At 57.0% G+C, this 18,412-nt stretch carries 20 protein-coding genes; 17 read left to right on the forward strand and 3 right to left on the reverse strand.

Annotation, left to right across the window (positions count from 1 at the left end):
* Nucleotides 1-8 precede the first annotated feature (8 nt).
* From ACR0NZ_RS01230 to ACR0NZ_RS01265, 8 genes are read left to right on the forward strand one after another with little or no spacing between them, the layout of a single operon-like run.
* Nucleotides 9-542 carry a hypothetical protein gene (locus ACR0NZ_RS01230; protein WP_480516398.1) on the forward strand — a complete coding sequence of 178 codons (534 nt, stop codon included), beginning with the start codon at nucleotides 9-11 and terminating at the stop codon, nucleotides 540-542.
* The gene (gene nuoK / locus ACR0NZ_RS01235; protein ID WP_480516400.1) at nucleotides 539-844 is read left to right on the forward strand and encodes an NADH-quinone oxidoreductase subunit NuoK; all 306 of its coding nucleotides are present in this window, start codon (nucleotides 539-541) and stop codon (nucleotides 842-844) included. The genes ACR0NZ_RS01230 and nuoK overlap by 4 nt, the downstream gene beginning before the upstream one ends.
* A gap of 6 nt (nucleotides 845-850) precedes the next feature.
* Nucleotides 851-2,989, forward strand: coding sequence for an NADH-quinone oxidoreductase subunit L (nuoL, locus tag ACR0NZ_RS01240; RefSeq protein WP_480516402.1), 2,139 nt, complete (start codon nucleotides 851-853; stop codon nucleotides 2,987-2,989).
* Nucleotides 2,989-4,533, forward strand: coding sequence for an NADH-quinone oxidoreductase subunit M (locus ACR0NZ_RS01245; RefSeq protein WP_480516404.1), 1,545 nt, complete (start codon nucleotides 2,989-2,991; stop codon nucleotides 4,531-4,533). Before nuoL ends, ACR0NZ_RS01245 begins: the two co-directional genes overlap by 1 nt.
* A 15-nt stretch (nucleotides 4,534-4,548) precedes the next feature.
* Nucleotides 4,549-5,991, forward strand: a complete 1,443-nt coding sequence (gene nuoN, locus ACR0NZ_RS01250) for an NADH-quinone oxidoreductase subunit NuoN (protein ID WP_480476104.1) — start codon at nucleotides 4,549-4,551, stop codon at nucleotides 5,989-5,991.
* Nucleotides 5,992-6,046: 55 nt separating this feature from the next.
* Nucleotides 6,047-6,796 carry a biotin--[acetyl-CoA-carboxylase] ligase gene (locus tag ACR0NZ_RS01255; protein ID WP_480476106.1) on the forward strand — a complete coding sequence of 250 codons (750 nt, stop codon included), beginning with the start codon at nucleotides 6,047-6,049 and terminating at the stop codon, nucleotides 6,794-6,796.
* A gap of 11 nt (nucleotides 6,797-6,807) precedes the next feature.
* The gene (locus ACR0NZ_RS01260; RefSeq protein WP_480476108.1) at nucleotides 6,808-7,587 is read left to right on the forward strand and encodes a type III pantothenate kinase; all 780 of its coding nucleotides are present in this window, start codon (nucleotides 6,808-6,810) and stop codon (nucleotides 7,585-7,587) included.
* Nucleotides 7,584-9,251: a ribonuclease J gene (locus ACR0NZ_RS01265; RefSeq protein WP_480516406.1), complete on the forward strand. Its 1,668-nt coding sequence runs from the start codon at nucleotides 7,584-7,586 to the stop codon at nucleotides 9,249-9,251. The genes ACR0NZ_RS01260 and ACR0NZ_RS01265 overlap by 4 nt, the downstream gene beginning before the upstream one ends.
* A gap of 10 nt (nucleotides 9,252-9,261) precedes the next feature.
* Here the strand turns inward: ACR0NZ_RS01265 and ACR0NZ_RS01270 are convergent, their stop codons facing one another.
* Both ACR0NZ_RS01270 and ACR0NZ_RS01275 read right to left on the reverse strand, forming a co-directional pair.
* Nucleotides 9,262-9,963: an NUDIX hydrolase gene (locus tag ACR0NZ_RS01270; RefSeq protein ID WP_480516408.1), complete on the reverse strand. Its 702-nt coding sequence runs from the start codon at nucleotides 9,961-9,963 to the stop codon at nucleotides 9,262-9,264.
* Nucleotides 9,964-9,988: 25 nt separating this feature from the next.
* Nucleotides 9,989-10,387, reverse strand: coding sequence for a DUF983 domain-containing protein (locus tag ACR0NZ_RS01275; protein WP_480516410.1), 399 nt, complete (start codon nucleotides 10,385-10,387; stop codon nucleotides 9,989-9,991).
* 219 nt (nucleotides 10,388-10,606) lie between these two features.
* Here ACR0NZ_RS01275 and ACR0NZ_RS01280 point away from each other — a divergent pair, with 219 nt between their 5' ends.
* Genes ACR0NZ_RS01280 through ACR0NZ_RS01295 form a run of 4 tightly spaced genes read left to right on the forward strand, consistent with a single transcriptional unit; the run spans nucleotide 10,607 to nucleotide 12,514 of the window.
* Entirely contained in the window at nucleotides 10,607-11,077 is a 471-nt protein-coding gene (locus tag ACR0NZ_RS01280; RefSeq protein WP_480516412.1) for an EF-hand domain-containing protein, read from the forward strand.
* Nucleotides 11,078-11,083: 6 nt separating this feature from the next.
* Nucleotides 11,084-11,701 (forward strand): RNA polymerase sigma factor, encoded by a 618-nt coding sequence (locus ACR0NZ_RS01285; RefSeq protein ID WP_480516414.1) that lies wholly within the window; start codon nucleotides 11,084-11,086, stop codon nucleotides 11,699-11,701.
* Complete coding sequence (locus ACR0NZ_RS01290; RefSeq protein ID WP_480476116.1) at nucleotides 11,691-12,044, forward strand: hypothetical protein; 354 nt, start codon at nucleotides 11,691-11,693, stop codon at nucleotides 12,042-12,044. Before ACR0NZ_RS01285 ends, ACR0NZ_RS01290 begins: the two co-directional genes overlap by 11 nt.
* Nucleotides 12,041-12,514, forward strand: a complete 474-nt coding sequence (locus tag ACR0NZ_RS01295; RefSeq protein ID WP_480476118.1) for a periplasmic heavy metal sensor — start codon at nucleotides 12,041-12,043, stop codon at nucleotides 12,512-12,514. Before ACR0NZ_RS01290 ends, ACR0NZ_RS01295 begins: the two co-directional genes overlap by 4 nt.
* A 5-nt stretch (nucleotides 12,515-12,519) precedes the next feature.
* Here the strand turns inward: ACR0NZ_RS01295 and ACR0NZ_RS01300 are convergent, their stop codons facing one another.
* On the reverse strand, nucleotides 12,520-13,920 hold the full coding sequence (locus ACR0NZ_RS01300; protein WP_480476120.1) for a diguanylate cyclase domain-containing protein: 1,401 nt from the start codon (nucleotides 13,918-13,920) through the stop codon (nucleotides 12,520-12,522).
* A gap of 88 nt (nucleotides 13,921-14,008) precedes the next feature.
* Here ACR0NZ_RS01300 and ACR0NZ_RS01305 point away from each other — a divergent pair, with 88 nt between their 5' ends.
* From ACR0NZ_RS01305 to ACR0NZ_RS01325, 5 genes are all read left to right on the forward strand, one after another.
* On the forward strand, nucleotides 14,009-14,293 hold the full coding sequence (locus tag ACR0NZ_RS01305; protein ID WP_480476122.1) for a DUF3572 domain-containing protein: 285 nt from the start codon (nucleotides 14,009-14,011) through the stop codon (nucleotides 14,291-14,293).
* Between the two features lie 24 nt (nucleotides 14,294-14,317).
* On the forward strand, nucleotides 14,318-15,010 hold the full coding sequence (locus ACR0NZ_RS01310) for an HAD family hydrolase (RefSeq protein WP_480516416.1): 693 nt from the start codon (nucleotides 14,318-14,320) through the stop codon (nucleotides 15,008-15,010).
* A 118-nt stretch (nucleotides 15,011-15,128) separates the two neighbouring features.
* Nucleotides 15,129-16,688, forward strand: a complete 1,560-nt coding sequence (locus ACR0NZ_RS01315; protein ID WP_480476126.1) for a trimethylamine methyltransferase family protein — start codon at nucleotides 15,129-15,131, stop codon at nucleotides 16,686-16,688.
* Nucleotides 16,689-16,806: 118 nt separating this feature from the next.
* Nucleotides 16,807-17,394 carry a heme NO-binding domain-containing protein gene (locus ACR0NZ_RS01320; protein WP_480476128.1) on the forward strand — a complete coding sequence of 196 codons (588 nt, stop codon included), beginning with the start codon at nucleotides 16,807-16,809 and terminating at the stop codon, nucleotides 17,392-17,394.
* Complete coding sequence (locus tag ACR0NZ_RS01325; RefSeq protein WP_480516419.1) at nucleotides 17,391-18,383, forward strand: diguanylate cyclase domain-containing protein; 993 nt, start codon at nucleotides 17,391-17,393, stop codon at nucleotides 18,381-18,383. Before ACR0NZ_RS01320 ends, ACR0NZ_RS01325 begins: the two co-directional genes overlap by 4 nt.
* Nucleotides 18,384-18,412: the final 29 nt, after the last annotated feature.

Below are 18,412 nucleotides of genomic sequence, written 5' to 3' on the forward strand. Positions count from 1 at the left end.
GCGAACTCTTGAAAGTTTTAGCCATGACGGCTTGTCTTGCGCTAGCTCCGGCGTCGCTGTTGGCGTGTGAGAGTGCGCCGCAGAACGAGGGTTACAAGTTAAAACGAATGAACTCCGATTGCAGCTTTGTAAATGGCGGTAGAGGGCAATTCGAAACGTTCTCCGGAGAAGCCGTAGTCAATATCGGCAATGGACGCATTGGACAACGTGTGAATGCCGGAGACGGTTGCAGCCCGAAACAAAGCCTGTTCTTTCAAAACTGCGGCAGCGGAGAAGGTATCGTTATCGATGGAGAATATAGGCCGACCAACATCGCCGGTTACGTGCCAAGTTCTATTGATCTGATACAAAAGCCAGAAGGTCCCATCGGACTAACCGCTGAGACAACAGTCGCCGAACTGAAGCAGATTGCATCCGAACATCGAAATTCATTCACGAAAGATATCCGGAAGTTCTTTGCTCGAACCAAAAACCACAAGCGCATCGACTACACCTGCGGCTGCAAACTCTACTACCCCGACTCGCCAGGAGCGAAGCTATGATCGGACTTGAACACTATCTTACGGTCGCGGCGACGCTGTTCGTCATCGGCATCTTCGGTCTCTTCCTGAACCGCAAGAACGTCATCATCCTGCTGATGAGCATCGAACTGATGCTGCTGGCAGTGAATATCAACCTCGTGGCGTTTTCCAGTTTCCTCGGCGATCTGGTCGGGCAGGTGTTCACGCTGTTCGTGCTGACCGTTGCAGCAGCCGAGGCGGCGATTGGTCTGGCCATTCTGGTCTGTTTCTTCCGCACCCGCGGTACGATCGCGGTTGAAGACGTCAATATGATGAAGGGGTAAGGGAACATGGAAACCACCATCCTCTTTGCCCCGCTGGTGGGCGCGCTGCTCTGCGGGTTCGGCTGGAAGTTCATTGGCGAGAAAGCGGCCATGTGGACCGCGACGGGCCTGCTGTTCCTGGCCTGTCTGCTGTCCTGGATCGTGTTCTTCACCTTCGACGGGCAAACGCAGCAGATCGAGATCATGCGCTGGATCGAAAGCGGCTCGCTTTCGACAAGCTGGGCCATCCGTCTGGACCGACTGACGGCGATCATGCTGATCGTGGTGACAACCGTTTCGGCGCTCGTGCACCTGTATTCCTTCGGCTACATGGATCACGATCCGCAATGGCGCGAAGGCGAAAGCTATAAGCCGCGTTTCTTTGCCTATTTGTCCTTCTTCACTTTCGCCATGCTGATGCTGGTGACGGCGGATAATCTGGTGCAGATGTTCTTTGGCTGGGAGGGCGTCGGCGTCGCCTCATACCTGCTGATCGGGTTCTATTATCGCAAGCCTTCGGCCAATGCGGCGGCAATCAAGGCCTTTGTGGTCAACCGGGTTGGCGACTTTGGTTTTGCTCTGGGCATCTTCGCGCTGTTCTTCCTGACCGACAGTATCAACTTCTCGGATATCTTTGCCTCTGCTCCTGCGCTGGCAGAAGAGAAGCTGCATTTCCTGTGGGGGGAATGGACCGCGATCGAAGTGATCTGCGTTCTGCTCTTCATCGGTGCGATGGGTAAATCGGCGCAGTTGATCCTGCACACATGGTTGCCGGACGCGATGGAAGGCCCGACGCCTGTGTCAGCACTGATCCACGCTGCGACCATGGTGACCGCAGGCGTCTTTTTGGTCTGTCGCATGTCCCCGCTGATGGAGTTCGCACCGGGTGCGACAGGGTTCATCACTGTTCTTGGCGCCTCAACCGCGTTCTTCGCTGCTACTGTTGGTCTGGTTCAGACCGATATCAAACGTGTCATCGCGTATTCGACCTGTTCGCAGCTAGGCTACATGTTTGTGGCGGCGGGCGTGGGCATGTATTCGGCGGCGATGTTCCACCTGTTTACGCATGCCTTTTTCAAGGCGTTGTTGTTCCTTGGGGCCGGTTCCGTGATCCACGCGATGCATCACGAACAGGAGATGACCGAATATGGCGGTCTGCGGAAGAAGATCCCCTACACCTTCTGGGCGATGATGATCGGTACCCTGGCGATTACCGGTGTTGGTATCCCGCTGACCACCTTTGGTTTTGCCGGTTTCCTGTCAAAAGACGCAATTATCGAGAGCGCCTATGCGGGCGGATCAAGCTATGGCTTCTGGTTGTTGGTCGTCGCTGCCGCGTTCACCTCGTTCTACAGCTGGCGTCTGATCTTCCTGACCTTCTATGGCGAGCCGCGCGGCGACAAGCACACGCACGATCACGCACATGAAAGCCCGATGGTGATGTTGGTGCCGCTGGGTGTACTGTCGCTGGGTGCGGTATTCGCGGGCATGATTTGGTACGGAAACTTCTTTGGCCATGCGGATAAAGTCGGCAAATTCTACGGTATTCCGGTTGCAGAAGCCTCAGAGCATGCCGAGGCCAGTGATCACGCGGCGGCGGATGCGTCGCACGGCGAAGACAGCCATGCCGATGACAGCCATGCTGATGACGCCGCGCATGGTGAGAATGCCGCAGAGGGCGGGGACCACCATTATGTGTTTGCGGGCGAGCCGGGTGAAGGGGCGCTTTATATGGCGCCGGACAACCACATTCTGGACGATGCGCATGCGGCTCCGAAATGGGTCAAGGTTTCACCATTCGTTGCGATGGTGCTTGGCTTTATCGTGGCCTATTGGTTCTACATCGTGAACACGTCTCTGCCCGCACGTCTGGCAGCAAACCAGCGTCCGCTGTACCTGTTCCTGCTGAACAAATGGTATTTCGACGAAATCTACGACGCGATCTTTGTCAAACCCACTGTCGCCCTTGGCCGGTTCTTATGGAAACGCGGTGACGGCAACACGATTGACGGCTTCCTGAATGGGGTTGCTATGGGCGTGATTCCCTTCTTCACCCGCCTCGCAGGCAAGGCGCAGACCGGGTACATCTTTACTTACGCCTTCTGGATGGTTTTGGGCATTGCGGCCCTTGTCACCTGGATGTCGATCGGCGGAGGCGCACACTAATGGACAATATCCTATCTATTGTCACCTTTATCCCCGCCATCGCAGCAGGCATTCTGGCGCTGTTCCTGCACGGCAGCGACGTTGCAGCGCAGCGCAACGCCAAGTGGATTGCATTGCTGGCGACAACTGTGACGTTTCTGGTGTCAATTGGCATCTACACAGGCTTTGATCCTTCGAACACCGGTTTCCAGATGGTGGAAGAGGGTGAATGGCTGATGGGCCTGAAATACAAGATGGGTGTGGATGGAATCAGCGTTCTGTTCGTGCTGCTGACCACTTTCATCATGCCGCTGACCATTCTGGCCAGCTGGAATGTGACGGACCGCGTCAAAGAATACATGATTGCTTTCTTGCTGCTGGAAACGCTCATGCTGGGCGTGTTCATGGCGCTGGACCTGGTGCTGTTCTACCTGTTCTTCGAGGCGGGTCTGATCCCGATGTTCCTGATCATCGGTATCTGGGGCGGCAAGGATCGTATCTATGCCAGCTTCAAGTTCTTCCTTTACACCTTCCTTGGCTCGGTGCTGATGCTGGTGGCCATGGTCGCAATGTATGCTGACGCGGGCACCACGGATATCGAAGCGCTGATGGCCCATCAGTTCGCATCCGAGAGTTTCAGCGTGTTGGGCATCTATGTCACCGGCGGTATGCAAACGCTGATGTTCCTGGCCTTCTTCGCGTCTTTTGCGGTGAAAATGCCGATGTGGCCGGTGCACACCTGGTTGCCCGATGCGCACGTTCAAGCGCCGACGGCGGGCTCGGTCGTGCTGGCCGCGATCCTGTTGAAGATGGGCGGCTACGGCTTCCTGCGGTTCAGCCTGCCGATGTTCCCGGTTGGCTCGGCGGTGATGACTGATCTTGTGCTTTGGATGTCAGCTATAGCGGTTGTTTATACCTCGCTGGTGGCACTGGTGCAGGAAGACATGAAAAAGCTGATCGCGTATTCCTCGGTCGCGCATATGGGCTTTGTCACGATGGGCATCTTTGCAGCGAACCAGCAAGGCATTGACGGCGCGATTTTCCAGATGCTGAGCCACGGGTTCATCTCTGCCGCGCTCTTCCTCTGTGTCGGCGTGATCTATGACCGGATGCACACCCGCGATATCGAGGCTTATGGCGGTCTGGTCATCCGGATGCCCGCCTATGCGCTGGTCTTCATGCTGTTCACCATGGCCAATGTCGGACTGCCGGGCACCAGCGGGTTCATCGGTGAGTTCCTGACACTCATGGGCACATTCCAAGTCAACACCTGGGTGACCGCTGTTGCGGCGACCGGTGTGATCTTCTCGGCAGCCTACGCGCTGTGGCTGTACCGCCGTGTTGTCTTTGGGGACCTGATCAAGGAAAGCCTGAAGGCGATGACGGACATGAGCTCGCGCGAGCGGCTGATTTTTGCCCCGCTGATCGTGATGACCATCCTTCTGGGCGTTTACCCGTCGCTGGTGACCGATGTGATCGGCCAATCGACGACGGCACTCATTTCGAACTATGACACGGCTCTGGCCGCGGCTAAGGCTGCGACCCAGACTGCCGCTTCGCATTAAGGGAGCTTTGGAGACATGATCCAGGCTGATCTGACAATTATCCTGCCGGAAATCGTTCTGGCGATCTATGCGATGGTGGCTCTGTTGGGGGCTGTCTACACCTCGAAAGACGGGCTGGCTTCGGTTCTGGTCTGGACCACGGCGGGCCTGATGGCGGTTCTGGCGATCTGGATCGCTACCCAGGGCAGTGGCACCAACGTAGCCTTCAATGGCATGTTCGTGGATGACGGGTTCGCGCGTTTTGCCAAAGTTGCCATCCTTTTGTCGGCAGGTGCCGTGCTGGTGATGAGCCAGGAATACATGGCGCGCCGGGGTCTGCTGCGCTTTGAATATCCGTTGCTGGTGGCCCTTGCAGCCGTCGGTATGATGATGATGGTGAGCGCGGGCGATCTGATGTCTCTTTACATGGGACTCGAGCTGCAATCCCTTGCGCTGTATGTTGTTGCTGCGCTGCGTCGTGACAGCGCGAAATCAACCGAAGCAGGGCTGAAATACTTTGTTCTGGGCGCCCTCAGTTCAGGTCTGCTGCTGTATGGTGCTTCGCTGGTTTACGGGTTCACAGGCACGACACTGTTCTCGGGCATTATTCAGACGGTCCATCATGGGGACGTCTCGGTTGGTCTGTTGTTTGGCCTGATCTTCCTGATTTCGGGTCTGGCATTCAAGGTTTCGGCTGTTCCGTTCCATATGTGGACACCGGATGTCTATGAAGGGTCGCCTACGCCAATTACGGCCTTTTTTGCCACCGCCCCGAAAGTCGCGGCAATGGCCTTGTTTGCACGCCTGCTGCATGACGCCTTCGGAGGTGTGGTCAAAGACTGGCAGCAAGTGATCGTATTGCTGTCGGTGCTGTCGATGCTGCTGGGGGCGGTTGCCGCAATTGGTCAGCGCGACATCAAGCGTCTGATGGCGTTCTCGTCGATTGCCCATATGGGCTATGCGCTGATCGGTCTGGCGGCTGGTACCGAGTTGGGTATTCAGGCGATGCTGATGTATCTGGCGATTTACGTGACCATGAACATCGGCACGTTTGCGTTTATCCTGATGATGGAACGCGACGGCAAACCCGTCACTGACATTGATGCGCTGCGCCAGTATTCCAAACGTGATCCGGGCAAGGCACTTGCTGTTCTGATCCTGATGTTCTCGCTTGCCGGTGTGCCACCGATGCTGGGTTTCTTTGCGAAATTTGGTGTTTGGCGGGCTGGTGTAAGTGCCGATTTGACCGGCCTTGTTGTGGTTTCAGCCATCGCATCGGTAATTGGCGCCTTCTATTACCTGCGGATTGTGTTCTACATGTATTTCGGGGCCGAGAACGAAGACCCGATTGAAACGCGGTCGACACCCGTTCTGTGGGTCGCCCTGATGGGGTCCGCGGCGCTGATGCTGATCGGGGTCTTCTATCAGTTTGGGATCGAGGGCGCGGCAGCGGCTGCGGCGGCAACTCTTGTCAACTGAACGTTATGAACAATCTGAAAGAGGGGGCTCGGTCGCGTGACCGGGCCTTTTTGATATGACCAAGTGGCCACAAGGCTATGGCCTGCACGAGGTGCAGGAAGTTGATAGCACACTCAACGAAGCGGCGCGGATTGCCCCCAATGCCCGTGGTCCTGTGTGGATCATGGCGCATCATCAGACGGCTGCGCGTGGGCGACGCGGACGGTCATGGGCCAACCCCATGGGTAACCTTGCCGCGACCCTTTTGATGCGCCCCGAAGGTGCACCAGAACAGGCGGCTCTGCGCAGTTTTGTTGCGGCACTGGCTCTGTTTGACGCTTGTGTCTCTGTGACGGGGCGTGCGGCGGGGCTGTCGTTGAAATGGCCCAATGACGTACTACTGAACGGTGGCAAGCTTGCTGGTATTTTGCTGGAAAGCGCCGGGCAGGGGCGTGGTGTGGCGTATCTGTCCATCGGTATTGGTGTGAATCTGGCCAACGCCCCAGACGCCGACGCGGTGGAACCGGGCGCGGTCCGACCTGTCTCTCTTTTGTCGGAAACCGGTGCAAACGTCACGCCCGAGGATTTTCTGACCGAGCTTGCTTCAGCCTATGCCAAATATGAAACTCAGTTTGTTACCTACGGGTTCGAACCCATTCGCACCGCGTGGCTGTCCCGTGCTGCCCGGCTGGGCGAGGTTATTACGGCCCGTACCGGAACGTCCGAGACGGTTGGGACCTTCGAAACGGTAGACGCAGGCGGTAACCTTGTCTTAAACACCGCCAAAGGCCGCGTGAGCATTCCTGCGGCGGATGTCTATTTCTGAAAGGGGCGCAAATGCTTCTGGCCATTGATTGCGGCAATACCAATACAGTCTTCTCGATCTGGAACGGTCAGGAATTTCTGTGCACCCTGCGCACCTCGACCCATCATGCACGCACGGCGGACGCCTATTTCACTTGGTATTCGACGCTGGTGAAACATTACGGGATCGAGGCGAATATCTCGGATGTCATCATTGCGTCGACCGTGCCGCGCGTGGTGTTCAACCTGCGCATCTTTGCCGATCGCTTTTTTGGGTGCAGGCCGCTGGTGGTAGGTAGGCCGGATTGCCTGTTGCCCGTGCCGCCGCGCGTGGATCAGGGGACTGTGCCGGGCCCGGATCGACTGGCCAATGCAGTTGGTGCATTTGACCGTCATGGCGGCAATGTCGTTGTGGTGGACTTTGGTACCGCAACAAATTTCGACGTTGTCGCCGCGGACGGTGCCTATGTTGGGGGCGTCATCGCTCCGGGTGTGAATCTCAGCCTTGAGGCTTTGCATCAGGGCGCAGCCGCACTGCCGCATATCGACATCACGCGTCCCGAGAAGGTGATCGGTACGAATACGGTTGGTTGTATCCAGTCAGGCGTGTATTGGGGGTATTCCGGCCTGATCGAGGGGCTGATCGCGCGGATCAAGGCCGAATATGGAATGCCGATGAAAGTCGTGGGAACCGGAGGGTTGGCCCCCTTGTTCGATCAGGCCGACGTGGGGTTCGACGTAATCGAAGATGATTTGACGATGCACGGCTTGACCGTGATTCATCGCTATAACAAGGATAATGGCTCGATATGAGCAGTGAAAGATTGATCTACCTGCCGCTGGGTGGCGCGGGCGAAATTGGTATGAATGCCTACGTGTACGGATATGGCCAGCCCGGGCAGGAACGCCTGATCCTGGTGGATCTGGGTGTCACCTTTCCCGATATGGACACAACACCGGGCGTCGACCTGATCTATGCGGATATTTCTTGGTTGAAAGAACGGGCCGACCGGCTGGATGGCGTTTTCATCACCCATGCGCATGAAGACCATGTCGGCGCCGTGGCTCATTGCTATGAGGCACTGGGAGCTCCGATTTATGCCCGGGCTTTCACGGCCAATATCGCGCGTCGCAAGATGGAAGAATACGCGCACCCGACCGATGCGGTGACAACCGTGTCCTCTTGGCCCGAAACGATCTCAGTCGGACCGTTTACGGTGGGCTTCCTTCCGGTTTCACATTCGATCCCGGAAAGTGCTGCTTTGGTCATCGACACGCCCGCAGGGCGCGTGGTGCACTCGGGTGATTTCAAGCTAGATGCAAACCCAGTCGTGGGCGAAGCCTTTGATCCCGACCTGTGGGCCGAGATTGCCAAGCCGGGCGTCAAAGCGTTGGTTTGCGACAGCACGAATGTTTTCTCGGCGCATCCGGGCCGTTCGGAATCCGAGGTCGGGCCAGAGATTACAAAGCTAGTCGAAAACGCCGAGGGTATGGTTGTGGCAACCACCTTCGCGTCGAACGTGGCACGGGTCAAAACACTAGCCGAGGCGGGCGCGCGAGCGGGGCGTTCGGTTGTGTTGCTAGGGCGCGCAATGCGGCGGATGATCGAAGCTGCGACCGAAACCGGTATCCTGTCGGACTTCCCCAAGGTGATCAGCGCGGAAGAAGCGTTGGATCTGCCGCGCCAGAACCTGATGCTGATCGTGACTGGCAGCCAGGGCGAACGCCGTGCGGCAAGCGCGCAACTGGCCCGTGGCAAGTACCGTGGTCTGGAACTGTCCGAAGGCGACCTGTTCTTGTTTTCGTCGAAAACCATTCCCGGAAACGAACGTGGCGTGATTTTCATCATGAACCAGCTCAGTGAAAAGGGCGTGGATGTGGTGGATGACAGCTCGGGCCTCTATCACGTCTCTGGCCATGCGAACCGACCTGATCTTGAGAAGGTGCACGCGCTGATCGATCCGCAAATTGTGATCCCAATGCATGGAGAGCACCGGCACCTGCGCGAGCATGTCAAACTGGCTGAGCAGGGCGGCAGAACGGGTGTGCTGGCCGTAAACGGCACCATGCTGGACCTCAGCGGCAATGCACCCGTGGTGGTCGACTATGTCGAATCCGGGCGTACCTATCTGGACGGTACGGTGAAAATCGGTGCGTTGGACGGCGTGGTACGGGACCGTATTCGCATGGCTCTGAACGGCCATGTTACTGTGACGGTTGTTCTGGATGAAGAAGACGAGCCGCTGGGCGAACCGTGGTGCGACACGATGGGCCTGCCCGAGGTCGGAACGTCCCGCGCCGGATTGGTCGAAGTGTTGGAAGAAGACCTGAACCAGTTCCTAATGCGGGCGGCGGCCAAGACCCTACGAGATGACGACAAGCTGGAAGACGAAATGCGCCGGATCGTGCGTCAGACGGCAAAAGCGGAAATCGGCAAAAAACCCGAAGTGACGGTGGTTGTCAGCCGGATGCGGTGAAACTGATTGGTCAGTCGTGCTCGGGCATCGGATAGCCTCTGAGCCGCAGGAACAGATTGGCTTCTTCGTTGTTCTGATAGAACGGAACCGATACTGGCGGCTCGGGTGAGGTCACCCGGGCTGCGACCTCGGCCAGAACAACCTCGGTGATAAACGGCAGATCCAGTTCACGCGCCCGATCCAGTTCCACCCATTGCAGATGCGACAGCTCGTCCGAGGCATGGCTGAAATCATCCAGATCGCCCTGCAGCGCATCGGCATCGACCAGAAAAAACCGCGCATCGAAGCGGCGGGGGCGGCCGGGCGGTGTGACTGCGCGAAAAACAAATTGCAGCGCAGCTGCCGACGGCACGTAACCCATGGCGGAAAAGCTCTGCCAGTCGTCAGGAACGCTGCCCGGCCAGTGTCCTGTCTGGCCAAGGACAAGTCCTGTCTCCTCCCAAAGCTCGCGAATTGCTGCGGCGGCAAGGGCGTGTTGTTTTCCGGATTCCGCCTGTTCCGCCAACCGCTCAAAACACAGGTCAGGCAGTGCGGTCGCAAGCGGTACATCTGCATCCGCCGGATCGACAGCTCCACCGGGGAACACGAATTTGTTGGGCATGAACACGGCCTTGGACCCACGTTGCCCCATCAGGATCGACGGATTGGTCCACCTGTTTCGCAGCACGATGACGGTTGCGGCATCGCGGATGGCGGTCTTGTCGGTCGTCATGCGGAAAACAATCGCTTCTTCCGGCTCATGAATCGTTGCCAAAACCGTGCATACGACGCGCCCACTGATAAGCGACCACAGCGCCTTTCAGACGGGGGAGCAAAAACAGCGACAGTGCAACGCAAGCAATGGAAAACCCGATGGCCATCACCCATGGGTCCGGGCGCCAGTTCACATACGAGACGTGCAGGGCCGGGGCCAACAGGTGCCCGACCAGCAGGATCGTCAGATAAGCTGGGCCATCATCGGCGCGATGGTGAAACAGTTCCTGCCCACAGTTCGAGCAGGTGTCATTCACCTTCAGGTAGCTGTGCAACAGCTTGCCTTCACCGCAATTTGGGCACTTGCACCGAAACCCTTTGACCAATGCAGGCCAGGTTTCTCGCTCGTTCTGGGTTGTGGTGTCGATCGTCTGATCCGTCATAATATAACTCGCGCAGTAATCTTTGGCGGATAATGCGCCTGAACGGGTGGTTTTTAAAGGGGGGTGCGTCGCTTTGCAACGCACCTCAGGTGAACCACGTCGTGATATACCGCGCTGGTTCAAAAAAAGTTGCTGGCACCGCGACGGAATTCCCTGCCTCGCGCGTTTGAATGGTTATGAGCAGCGGCACTCAGGCCGCGTCAACAAGGGAAAACCGAAATGAAAAATGCAAAGTTCATCACGGCGATTGTCCTGTCGGGTGTTGCAATCACCGGCACGTCCGTTCTGGCGGCTGGTCCGGGTGGTCGTGAGCCAGTGTCCTTTCAGGAATTGGATGCCAATGGCGATGGTCAAGTGACGCAGCAGGAGATGGAAGCACATTATACCGAGCGTTTCTCGGCCGCGGATACCGATGGGGACGGCCAGCTCAGCCTAGAGGAGATGCAGGCTGCTGCTCAGAAAAAAGCAAACGACCGGGTCGCCAAAATGTTCGAAAACAACGATGCGAACAATGACGGGTTCCTAAGCCAGGACGAGTTGCCGAAACCGCGCCGGGGTGACAAGATGTTTGACCGGATGGATGCAGATAACAGTGGTGGAATATCGGAACAGGAATTTGCCGATGCCAAAGATCGGATGGGACGGCACCATAAGAAAAAGAACCATAAGTCAGGTGCAATCGACAACTGAAGCAGGGTGGAGGACCTGACCTCCCACCTACACGATGTTCGCGGTGCGGATTGCACCGCGAGCTCTCTCAGCGACGATGTGTTGCTGAGCCAATTCGCTGATGGTGACGCACAGGCTGCGCGGGTTTTAACCGATCGCCTTGGGCCGCTTTGTTATTCCGTTGCGTTGCGTATGTTGGGCAATCGGGCCGAGGCAGAAGACGTAACGCAGGAGGCGATGATGCGGTTGTGGCAGATGGCGCCGGATTGGGTGCCGGGTCAGGCCAAAGTTTCGACATGGCTGTATCGCGTAACGCTGAACCTGTGTGTGGACATCCGGCGCAGGAAGGCCCCCGGCAGGTTGTCGGATATTCCTGAGCCGGAAGATGGCAAAGCCAGCGTGGCCGACCGACTGCAGGATGAAGCCCGCGTGGACGCGTTGCAGCTTGCCCTGGCGGAGCTGCCAGAAAGGCAGAAGCAGGCTGTGGTTCTGCGCCACATCGAAGAGTTGCCCAACACTGAAATTGCCGGGATCATGGGAATTTCAGTGGAAGCGGTTGAAAGCTTGACCGCGCGGGGCAAACGAAGTCTGACCGCGATACTGGCCGGGCGACGTGAAGAACTGGGGTATGACGATGACGGATGAAAACCTGGAACTGGATCATTTGTTTGCGCAGGCTCGGCAGAACCGACCGGCGCTGCCCGATGATCTGGCCGTGCGCATCCAGACAGATGCTGAAAAACTCCGTCTTAGTCGCCTAGGGCCTGAACCTCGACCTCAATCTTCGATCTGGCATCGAATGATGGACAACGTTGGTGGCTGGCAGGGGGTGGGCGGCTTGATCGCCGCCAGTGCGGCGGGGCTCTGGATCGGCTTTTCCGCGCCGGGGTTCCTGCCCGATCCCGCCAATCTGCTGACATCGCAAGAGGCGGCATTTTTTGTGGCGGACCTTGGATATGACACGAGTTTTCTGGAGAGCACAGAATGAACGCTGCCCTTAAACCGAAACGCCGGTGGATGACGGTTTTGTTGGTCTTGTCATTGGCTCTGAACCTGTTGGTTGTCGGTGTTGCAGTCGGAACCGTGCTGCGCCTGAAGGATGGAGATCACACCGAGGCACCGCCGGGATTCGGCCCGGCGCTATATCGCTCTTTGCCGAAAGATGATCGAAAAGCGATGCGAGGGGAACTGTCTGCGCTACGCGAAAAAGACCTAAGGGGGCGCAGACAGGACTTTGAAGCCTTGAGCCTGGCACTGCGCACAGTGCCCTTCGAACCAGTCGCCGTTGAAGTGTTGTTGCAGAAACAGTCGCAGGCAACGGCAGAACTGCAACTAGCCTTGCAGACACGATGGCTGGCTCGCGTCACCGCCATGAGCGACGCAGAGCGGCAGTCTTATGCGGACAGGTTGCAAAAGATCGTCGAACGCGGGCCGCATGGACACAAGAAAAAGGATTGACGGGTTCAGGCGGCGCTTTGCCTGATACTCACCTGATTGCGCCCCGCTTTTTTTGCTGCGTAAAGGGCTTTATCGGCGGCTTTCAGGATATCTTCTACAGGAACGGGCGTGCGTTCTTTTCCCGGCTGACCCGATTGCGGCATCTCCAGCCCAATGCTGATCGTGACGTTAACCTGTAAACCTTGGTCCGATAGCAGGAACGGGGCGCGACAAATGCTGTCGCAGATGGTCTCAGCCAGTTTTCTGGCTTGCTTTTGTGACACATCGGGCACCGCGAACATGAACTCTTCACCGCCGATACGGGCGACAAAACCTTTGGATCCAAGTGCGCTTTGCATGCGTTTTGCGGCCAGCGTCAGAACACAATCACCGGCGCCGTGGCCATGGCAGTCATTGATGGCCTTGAAATGGTCCAGATCCGCCAGCATGACGGCAAAGCCACACCCGGTACGGGCAGACTGGCGCACGATCTGATCCAATGCCCGCATGGCGTAACGACGATTGTGCAACCCGGTCAGCGGATCAATCCAGGACTCGGCGATCCCTTTTCTCAATGATACGCGCAAATGATCAAGCCGCGCCTTGCGCGCAATCTGATTGTTCAGCCGCAACAGGATCTCTTGCGCGCAGAATCCCCCCAGGCACACGGCGTCTGCTCCTCTGTCCAGCGCTTCTGAGGCCTGCACGGCATCGTAGTCTTGCAAGACGCCAATCAGGACAGTGTTCCGGGTTGCTGCCCGTGACCTGAGATCTGCAAGGATATTCAGCGCGGACGGGTGCGAGCTCAGTTCGACCACAATCGCGTCCGGTATCGGTCCGGACAAAACGCCCTGCAAGTTCGATTGAAGGTGCCAGGACAGATCGAAATGGTGCTGGCCTTGCAAGGCCTTGTGCCAAAGGGCACCGGTTCGGACAGTATTGGTCAAGATATCAACCCGGGCCGCGTTCGGGGGGGTGATCATGACAGGGGCGGGTTCCCCAAATCCAATAGGTTGTGATCCGTTGCTGACCTGCAAATCTTGAGTAACTGCGCGCGCACGCAAAAGGCTGCGAATGCGTGCCAGCAGCAACGTATCTTTGAAAGGATGCGTCAACACATCGTCCAGCCCGTCTTTCAGGGCACGCAGGCGCGCGTTTTTGTCATTCTGTGCTGCAAGTACGACAACGGGCACGTCATCCAGGCCAGATACTTCGGTAAGGGCTTTCTTGACATCTGCGGCTGTTCCGTCGGGCAATGTCTGTGCCGTCAGTACAAGGTCCGGCTGAACGCGACGCGCAAGGGCTTGTAGCCCTTCAAGTTTTCCACCCTGTACCACGTGATACCAGGCAGCGGTCAGTTGAACCTTCAGCATTATGCGGTTGGTTGATACCCCGTCGAGGACAAGGATGGTGCCTTGCACAGACATAGTCGTTCACCGTTGATTGCATGCGTGAACAAATTGTTTATGAGTCTGGTTAACAAACTCTTTCCATCACCTGATCCGAGCACTGTTTATGTCCATTTCGCCCGATTCAGCCGAGACTCTTGCTCTGACGGCCTTGGGTTGGCTGGTCAGCAATGACGAGCTTTTGCCTGTCTTTCTTGGCTCGACAGGTGCTTCGATCGGGGATGTTCGCAATCGGGCCGGTGACCGGGACTTTCTGGCTTCGGTTCTCGATTTTCTAGTGCTTGACGATTCGTGGGTCATGGCGTTTTGTGACGCCAACTCGATCGCCTATGATCACCCTGCCCAAGCGCGGGCGGTTCTGTCAGGCGGTGGCGATGTACACTGGACCTGAACACCTTTTCCGCAGGAGCACGCGATGCCAATAGAAGCAATCGTCTTCGACAAGGATGGCACTTTGTTCGATTTTGCCAAAACCTGGGGAACCTTCGGGCGGTCGTTGCTGATGCGTCTGACAAAGGGGGATGTAGACCGGGCTGTGGAACTCGGCAGCATCATCGGATTTGACTTCGAGCAAGAGCGGTATTCCACGGATAGCATTGTGATAGCCGCAACAGTCGAAGAAATCGCCGAGGTGCTTATTGCGCATGTTGACGATGTGACATTGCAGGAAGTTGTAGACATGATGAATGCCGAGGCCGCAGCGGCTCCTCAATCCCCTGCCGTGCCGTTGGGTCCATTCCTGAAAGGGTTGCAGCAATCCGGGATCAAACTGGGCCTTGCGACAAATGACAGCGAGCATCCGGCTTTGCAGCATCTGGAATCTGCGGGAATACGCGAACACTTCGATTTTGTCGCCGGGTATGACAGTGGTCATGGGTTCAAACCCGGGCCAGGTCAGTTGCTGGCCTTTGCCGCACAGGTCGGGGTCGAGCCGTCGCGCATTGCAATGGTGGGGGACAGTGTTCATGACCTGCAAGCGGGGCGCGCAGCCGGGATGATCACCATTGGCGTTTTGACCGGATTGGCTGAAGCAGATGCGCTGGCACCGATGGCGGATGTGGTCCTTCCGGATATCGGTCACATTCCAGCGTGGCTGGCCGAAAAATGATGTGTTGATCCCGAAAATCGACGAACAATTATAGAAAACCGACAAGCTCTGTCGCAGATGGAGCGGCCAGAAACGCGTCTTCGGGTCTTGCTTGTACCAAGCCAGAACGGAGGCAACCATGGCCGAAACCAACACACGCAAACGCCGCGGCGGAGGACGCGCAGGTGCGGCAGCGCGCAGGGGTAGCGCGGTGATTGACCAGATGCCGTGGGACCCACCCATCAATATAGATCGCCCGACTGAACCGCTGGATCAGGCCGGGATCGAAGCGATCCATGAAGGGGCCATGCGTATTCTGGAAGAGATCGGGATCGAATTCTACAACGAAGAAGCAATCGGCATCCTGCGCGAAGCGGGGTGCACGATCAATGGTGACAACGTCCGCATGGGGCGCGATTTTGTCATGGAGATGATCGCCAAGGCGCCCAGCCAGTTTTCCATTACTCCCCGAAATGTTGACCACAGGATCGAGATAGGTGGAAAGAACATTCTGTTTGGCAACGTTTCGTCGCCGCCCAATTACTGGGACATGGAAATCGGAAAGAAAGTGCCGGGCAATCGCGAGATGTGCCAGAATCTTCTGAAACTGACGCAGTACTTCAACTGTATTCACTTCGCTGGCGGATATCCTGTAGAACCCGTCGATATTCATGCCAGTGTCCGGCATCTGGATGTGCTGTATGACAAGCTGACCCTGACCGACAAGGCGATGCACGCTTATTCGTTGGGTAAGGAACGTGTCGAAGATGTGATGGAGATGGTGCGCATCGCGGGCGGTCTCAGCCACGAGGAATTCGAGGCCTCGCCACGGATGTACACCAACATCAACTCGACCTCGCCGTTGAAGCATGACCATCCGATGATAGATGGTTGCCTGAGATTGGCGCGGCGCGGGCAGGCGATTGTCGTAACCCCCTTTACGCTGGCGGGGGCAATGGCACCAGTAACAATGGCAGGCGCGGTTGCACAGTCCCTGGCCGAAGCCTTGTGCGCCATCGCTCTGTTCCAATATGTGCGCCCTGGTATCCCCTGTGTAATCGGAACTTTCACATCCAATGTGGACATGAAATCAGGCGCGCCCGCTTTCGGGACGCCGGAATACATGCGCTCGACCCAAATGACCGGGCAGATGGCGCGATATTATGGGCTGCCGCTGCGTTCATCCGGTGTTTGTGCGGCCAATGTGCCAGACGGGCAATCCGTGTGGGAAACCTCGAACTCGCTCTGGGCGGCCGTACAGTCGGGCACCAACATGGTGTACCACGCCGCCGGTTGGCTGGAGGGCGGCCTGATCGCCAGCCCGGAAAAATTCATTATGGATTGCGAGGTTTTGCAGCAAATTCAGCGCTATATGAACCCTGATCTGACCGCGACCGGGCCGGATGAGATTGCTTTGGATGCCATTCGAGCAGTTGGCAATGACGGTCACTTTTTTGGAATCCAGCATACACAGGATCGCTACAGCACGGCCTTCTACCAGCCCTTCCTGAGCGACTGGAAGAACTATGAAGGCTGGGAGGCCGCCGGAGGCATCTGGACGGCTGAGCGTGCGCATCACATGTTCAAAGAGATCATCTCGAGCTTTGAGGCCCCTCCGATGGACGATGGTATTCGCGAGGAACTGGCCGAGTTCGTCGAACGTCGCAAGGCCGAAGGCGGCGCGCCGACGGACTTCTGACAAGGTGGGTAGTGTCGTCTTGATACTCAGTTGCATTCACAGCAACTCGGGGCGAATTTTGGCTATTTGTTAAGGTTTCTCAGACCACAGTGCCAAGGACACCAATCTGAGGCATCCGATGCATGGTCTGATCAACCGGGCGATACAATCCTTTGTCGGCGCGACCTACGGGCAATCCTGTTGGGTTCGCGTGACCGAAGGTGCGCGGCTTGGGTTTGTCGAGTTTGAAGCCATGCTCATCTATGACGATGACATGACGACGCGGTTGCTCGAGGCCCTGAGTATTGACCTCAACCGACCACAGGCGGAAATCCTTGAAGATCTGGGAACATATCTGGTGTCCCATCCGAACATGGAAGGGCTGCGCCGACTGCTCAGGTTTGGGGGTGTCACCTATGTCGAGTTTCTTCATTCCCTAGATGATCTTGCGGATCGTGTGAGACTGGCTGTCTCTGATCTGACTTTGCCTGCGCTTGAGTTGAGAGAGCTTTCAGCCACGGAATACCAGTTGTGCTGCCTTCCGGACTTACCGGGATTTTCCAGTGTTATGGTCGGGGTCCTACGAGCGATGGCCGATGATTATGGTGCGCTGGTGATGCTGTCGCATGAGGGTCGTCAGGAGTGTTGTGAAATCATTTCAATCATTTTGGTCGAAAGCGCCTTTGCCGAGGGGCGCCATTTTGATCTGGGGGCTCGGAACAGATGACACCTACCGAAGAACTGGCCGAACTTCTGGAAACGCTTTGCCCGATGTTCATGTTGGTGGACCGCAGCGGATGCATTCAACAAGCGGGCCCGACATTGCAAAAGTTGCGGCCCGAATTGCCTTTGGTCGGGCTGGGGGTTCTGGACATGTTCGAGCTGATCCGCCCCAGAACAGTCACCACCCTTCCCGCATTGATGTCGATGGCCGGTGCCAAACTGCATCTGAGATTTCGCGATGAACCACGTACGACCCTGAAAGGCCTGGTCGCACCCTTGCCCGAGACGGGCGGTGCAGTCATCAATCTGTCATTCGGTATTTCGATTTTGGATGCGGTTCGGGATTACGCGCTGACAAGCGCAGATTTTTCCGGCACCGACCTGGCGATCGAGCTGTTGTATCTGGTCGAAGCCAAATCTGCCGCGATGGAAGCGTCCCGTTCACTTAATCTCAGGCTTCAGGGGGCAATGCTAGCCGCGGAAGAGCAGGCATATACCGATACATTGACGGGATTGAAGAACCGTCGCGCGATGGATCATTTGCTGGGGCATCTGATCCTGACAAATTCTAGATTCGCTCTTATGCATCTGGATTTGGACTTCTTCAAATCCGTGAATGATCGGCTGGGCCATGCTGCCGGGGATTACGTCCTGCAACAGGCAGCCCGCATCATGCTTGAAGAGACGCGTGGAGACGATACGGTCGCGCGGGTCGGCGGGGATGAGTTTGTCATTATTTTCAAAGGTCTGACGCGGGAAGAAACCCTGGAGTCCATCGCCGGGCGCCTGATCGCGAGGTTGAATGAACCCATGATGTTTCAGGACCAACCGTGTTGTATCTCTGCAAGTATCGGAACGGCCTTGTCCACCCAGTTCAAGGTTCCCAAAGCCGCCGACATCCTTCACGCCGCCGACCTCGCCCTTTATCAGGCCAAGCGAGATGGCCGGTCCTGCCACCGCCTGTATTCCACTCTGATCAAAGCGCAAACCTGAGTTTTGCCTGTTTCCGGGGCAAAGAACTC

This window comes from Ruegeria sp. AE3, from assembly GCF_056542225.1.

Excerpts from the sequence above, each read along its gene's own strand:
- ACR0NZ_RS01310 (WP_480516416.1), top strand. The coding sequence starts at position 14,318 with ATGCCAATAGAAGCAATCGTCTTCGACAAGGATGGCACTTTGTTCGAT.
- ACR0NZ_RS01280 (WP_480516412.1), top strand. The coding sequence starts at position 10,607 with ATGAAAAATGCAAAGTTCATCACGGCGATTGTCCTGTCGGGTGTTGCA.
- ACR0NZ_RS01325 (WP_480516419.1), top strand. The coding sequence starts at position 17,391 with ATGACACCTACCGAAGAACTGGCCGAACTTCTGGAAACGCTTTGCCCG.
- ACR0NZ_RS01265 (WP_480516406.1), top strand. The coding sequence starts at position 7,584 with ATGAGCAGTGAAAGATTGATCTACCTGCCGCTGGGTGGCGCGGGCGAA.
- ACR0NZ_RS01300 (WP_480476120.1), bottom strand. The coding sequence starts at position 13,920 with ATGTCTGTGCAAGGCACCATCCTTGTCCTCGACGGGGTATCAACCAAC.
- ACR0NZ_RS01320 (WP_480476128.1), top strand. The coding sequence starts at position 16,807 with ATGCATGGTCTGATCAACCGGGCGATACAATCCTTTGTCGGCGCGACC.
- ACR0NZ_RS01275 (WP_480516410.1), bottom strand. The coding sequence starts at position 10,387 with ATGACGGATCAGACGATCGACACCACAACCCAGAACGAGCGAGAAACC.
- ACR0NZ_RS01315 (WP_480476126.1), top strand. The coding sequence starts at position 15,129 with ATGGCCGAAACCAACACACGCAAACGCCGCGGCGGAGGACGCGCAGGT.
- ACR0NZ_RS01260 (WP_480476108.1), top strand. The coding sequence starts at position 6,808 with ATGCTTCTGGCCATTGATTGCGGCAATACCAATACAGTCTTCTCGATC.
- ACR0NZ_RS01270 (WP_480516408.1), bottom strand. The coding sequence starts at position 9,963 with ATGACGACCGACAAGACCGCCATCCGCGATGCCGCAACCGTCATCGTG.
- ACR0NZ_RS01290 (WP_480476116.1), top strand. The coding sequence starts at position 11,691 with ATGACGGATGAAAACCTGGAACTGGATCATTTGTTTGCGCAGGCTCGG.
- ACR0NZ_RS01305 (WP_480476122.1), top strand. The coding sequence starts at position 14,009 with ATGTCCATTTCGCCCGATTCAGCCGAGACTCTTGCTCTGACGGCCTTG.
- ACR0NZ_RS01245 (WP_480516404.1), top strand. The coding sequence starts at position 2,989 with ATGGACAATATCCTATCTATTGTCACCTTTATCCCCGCCATCGCAGCA.
- ACR0NZ_RS01255 (WP_480476106.1), top strand. The coding sequence starts at position 6,047 with ATGACCAAGTGGCCACAAGGCTATGGCCTGCACGAGGTGCAGGAAGTT.
- nuoK (WP_480516400.1), top strand. The coding sequence starts at position 539 with ATGATCGGACTTGAACACTATCTTACGGTCGCGGCGACGCTGTTCGTC.
- nuoN (WP_480476104.1), top strand. The coding sequence starts at position 4,549 with ATGATCCAGGCTGATCTGACAATTATCCTGCCGGAAATCGTTCTGGCG.
- ACR0NZ_RS01295 (WP_480476118.1), top strand. The coding sequence starts at position 12,041 with ATGAACGCTGCCCTTAAACCGAAACGCCGGTGGATGACGGTTTTGTTG.
- nuoL (WP_480516402.1), top strand. The coding sequence starts at position 851 with ATGGAAACCACCATCCTCTTTGCCCCGCTGGTGGGCGCGCTGCTCTGC.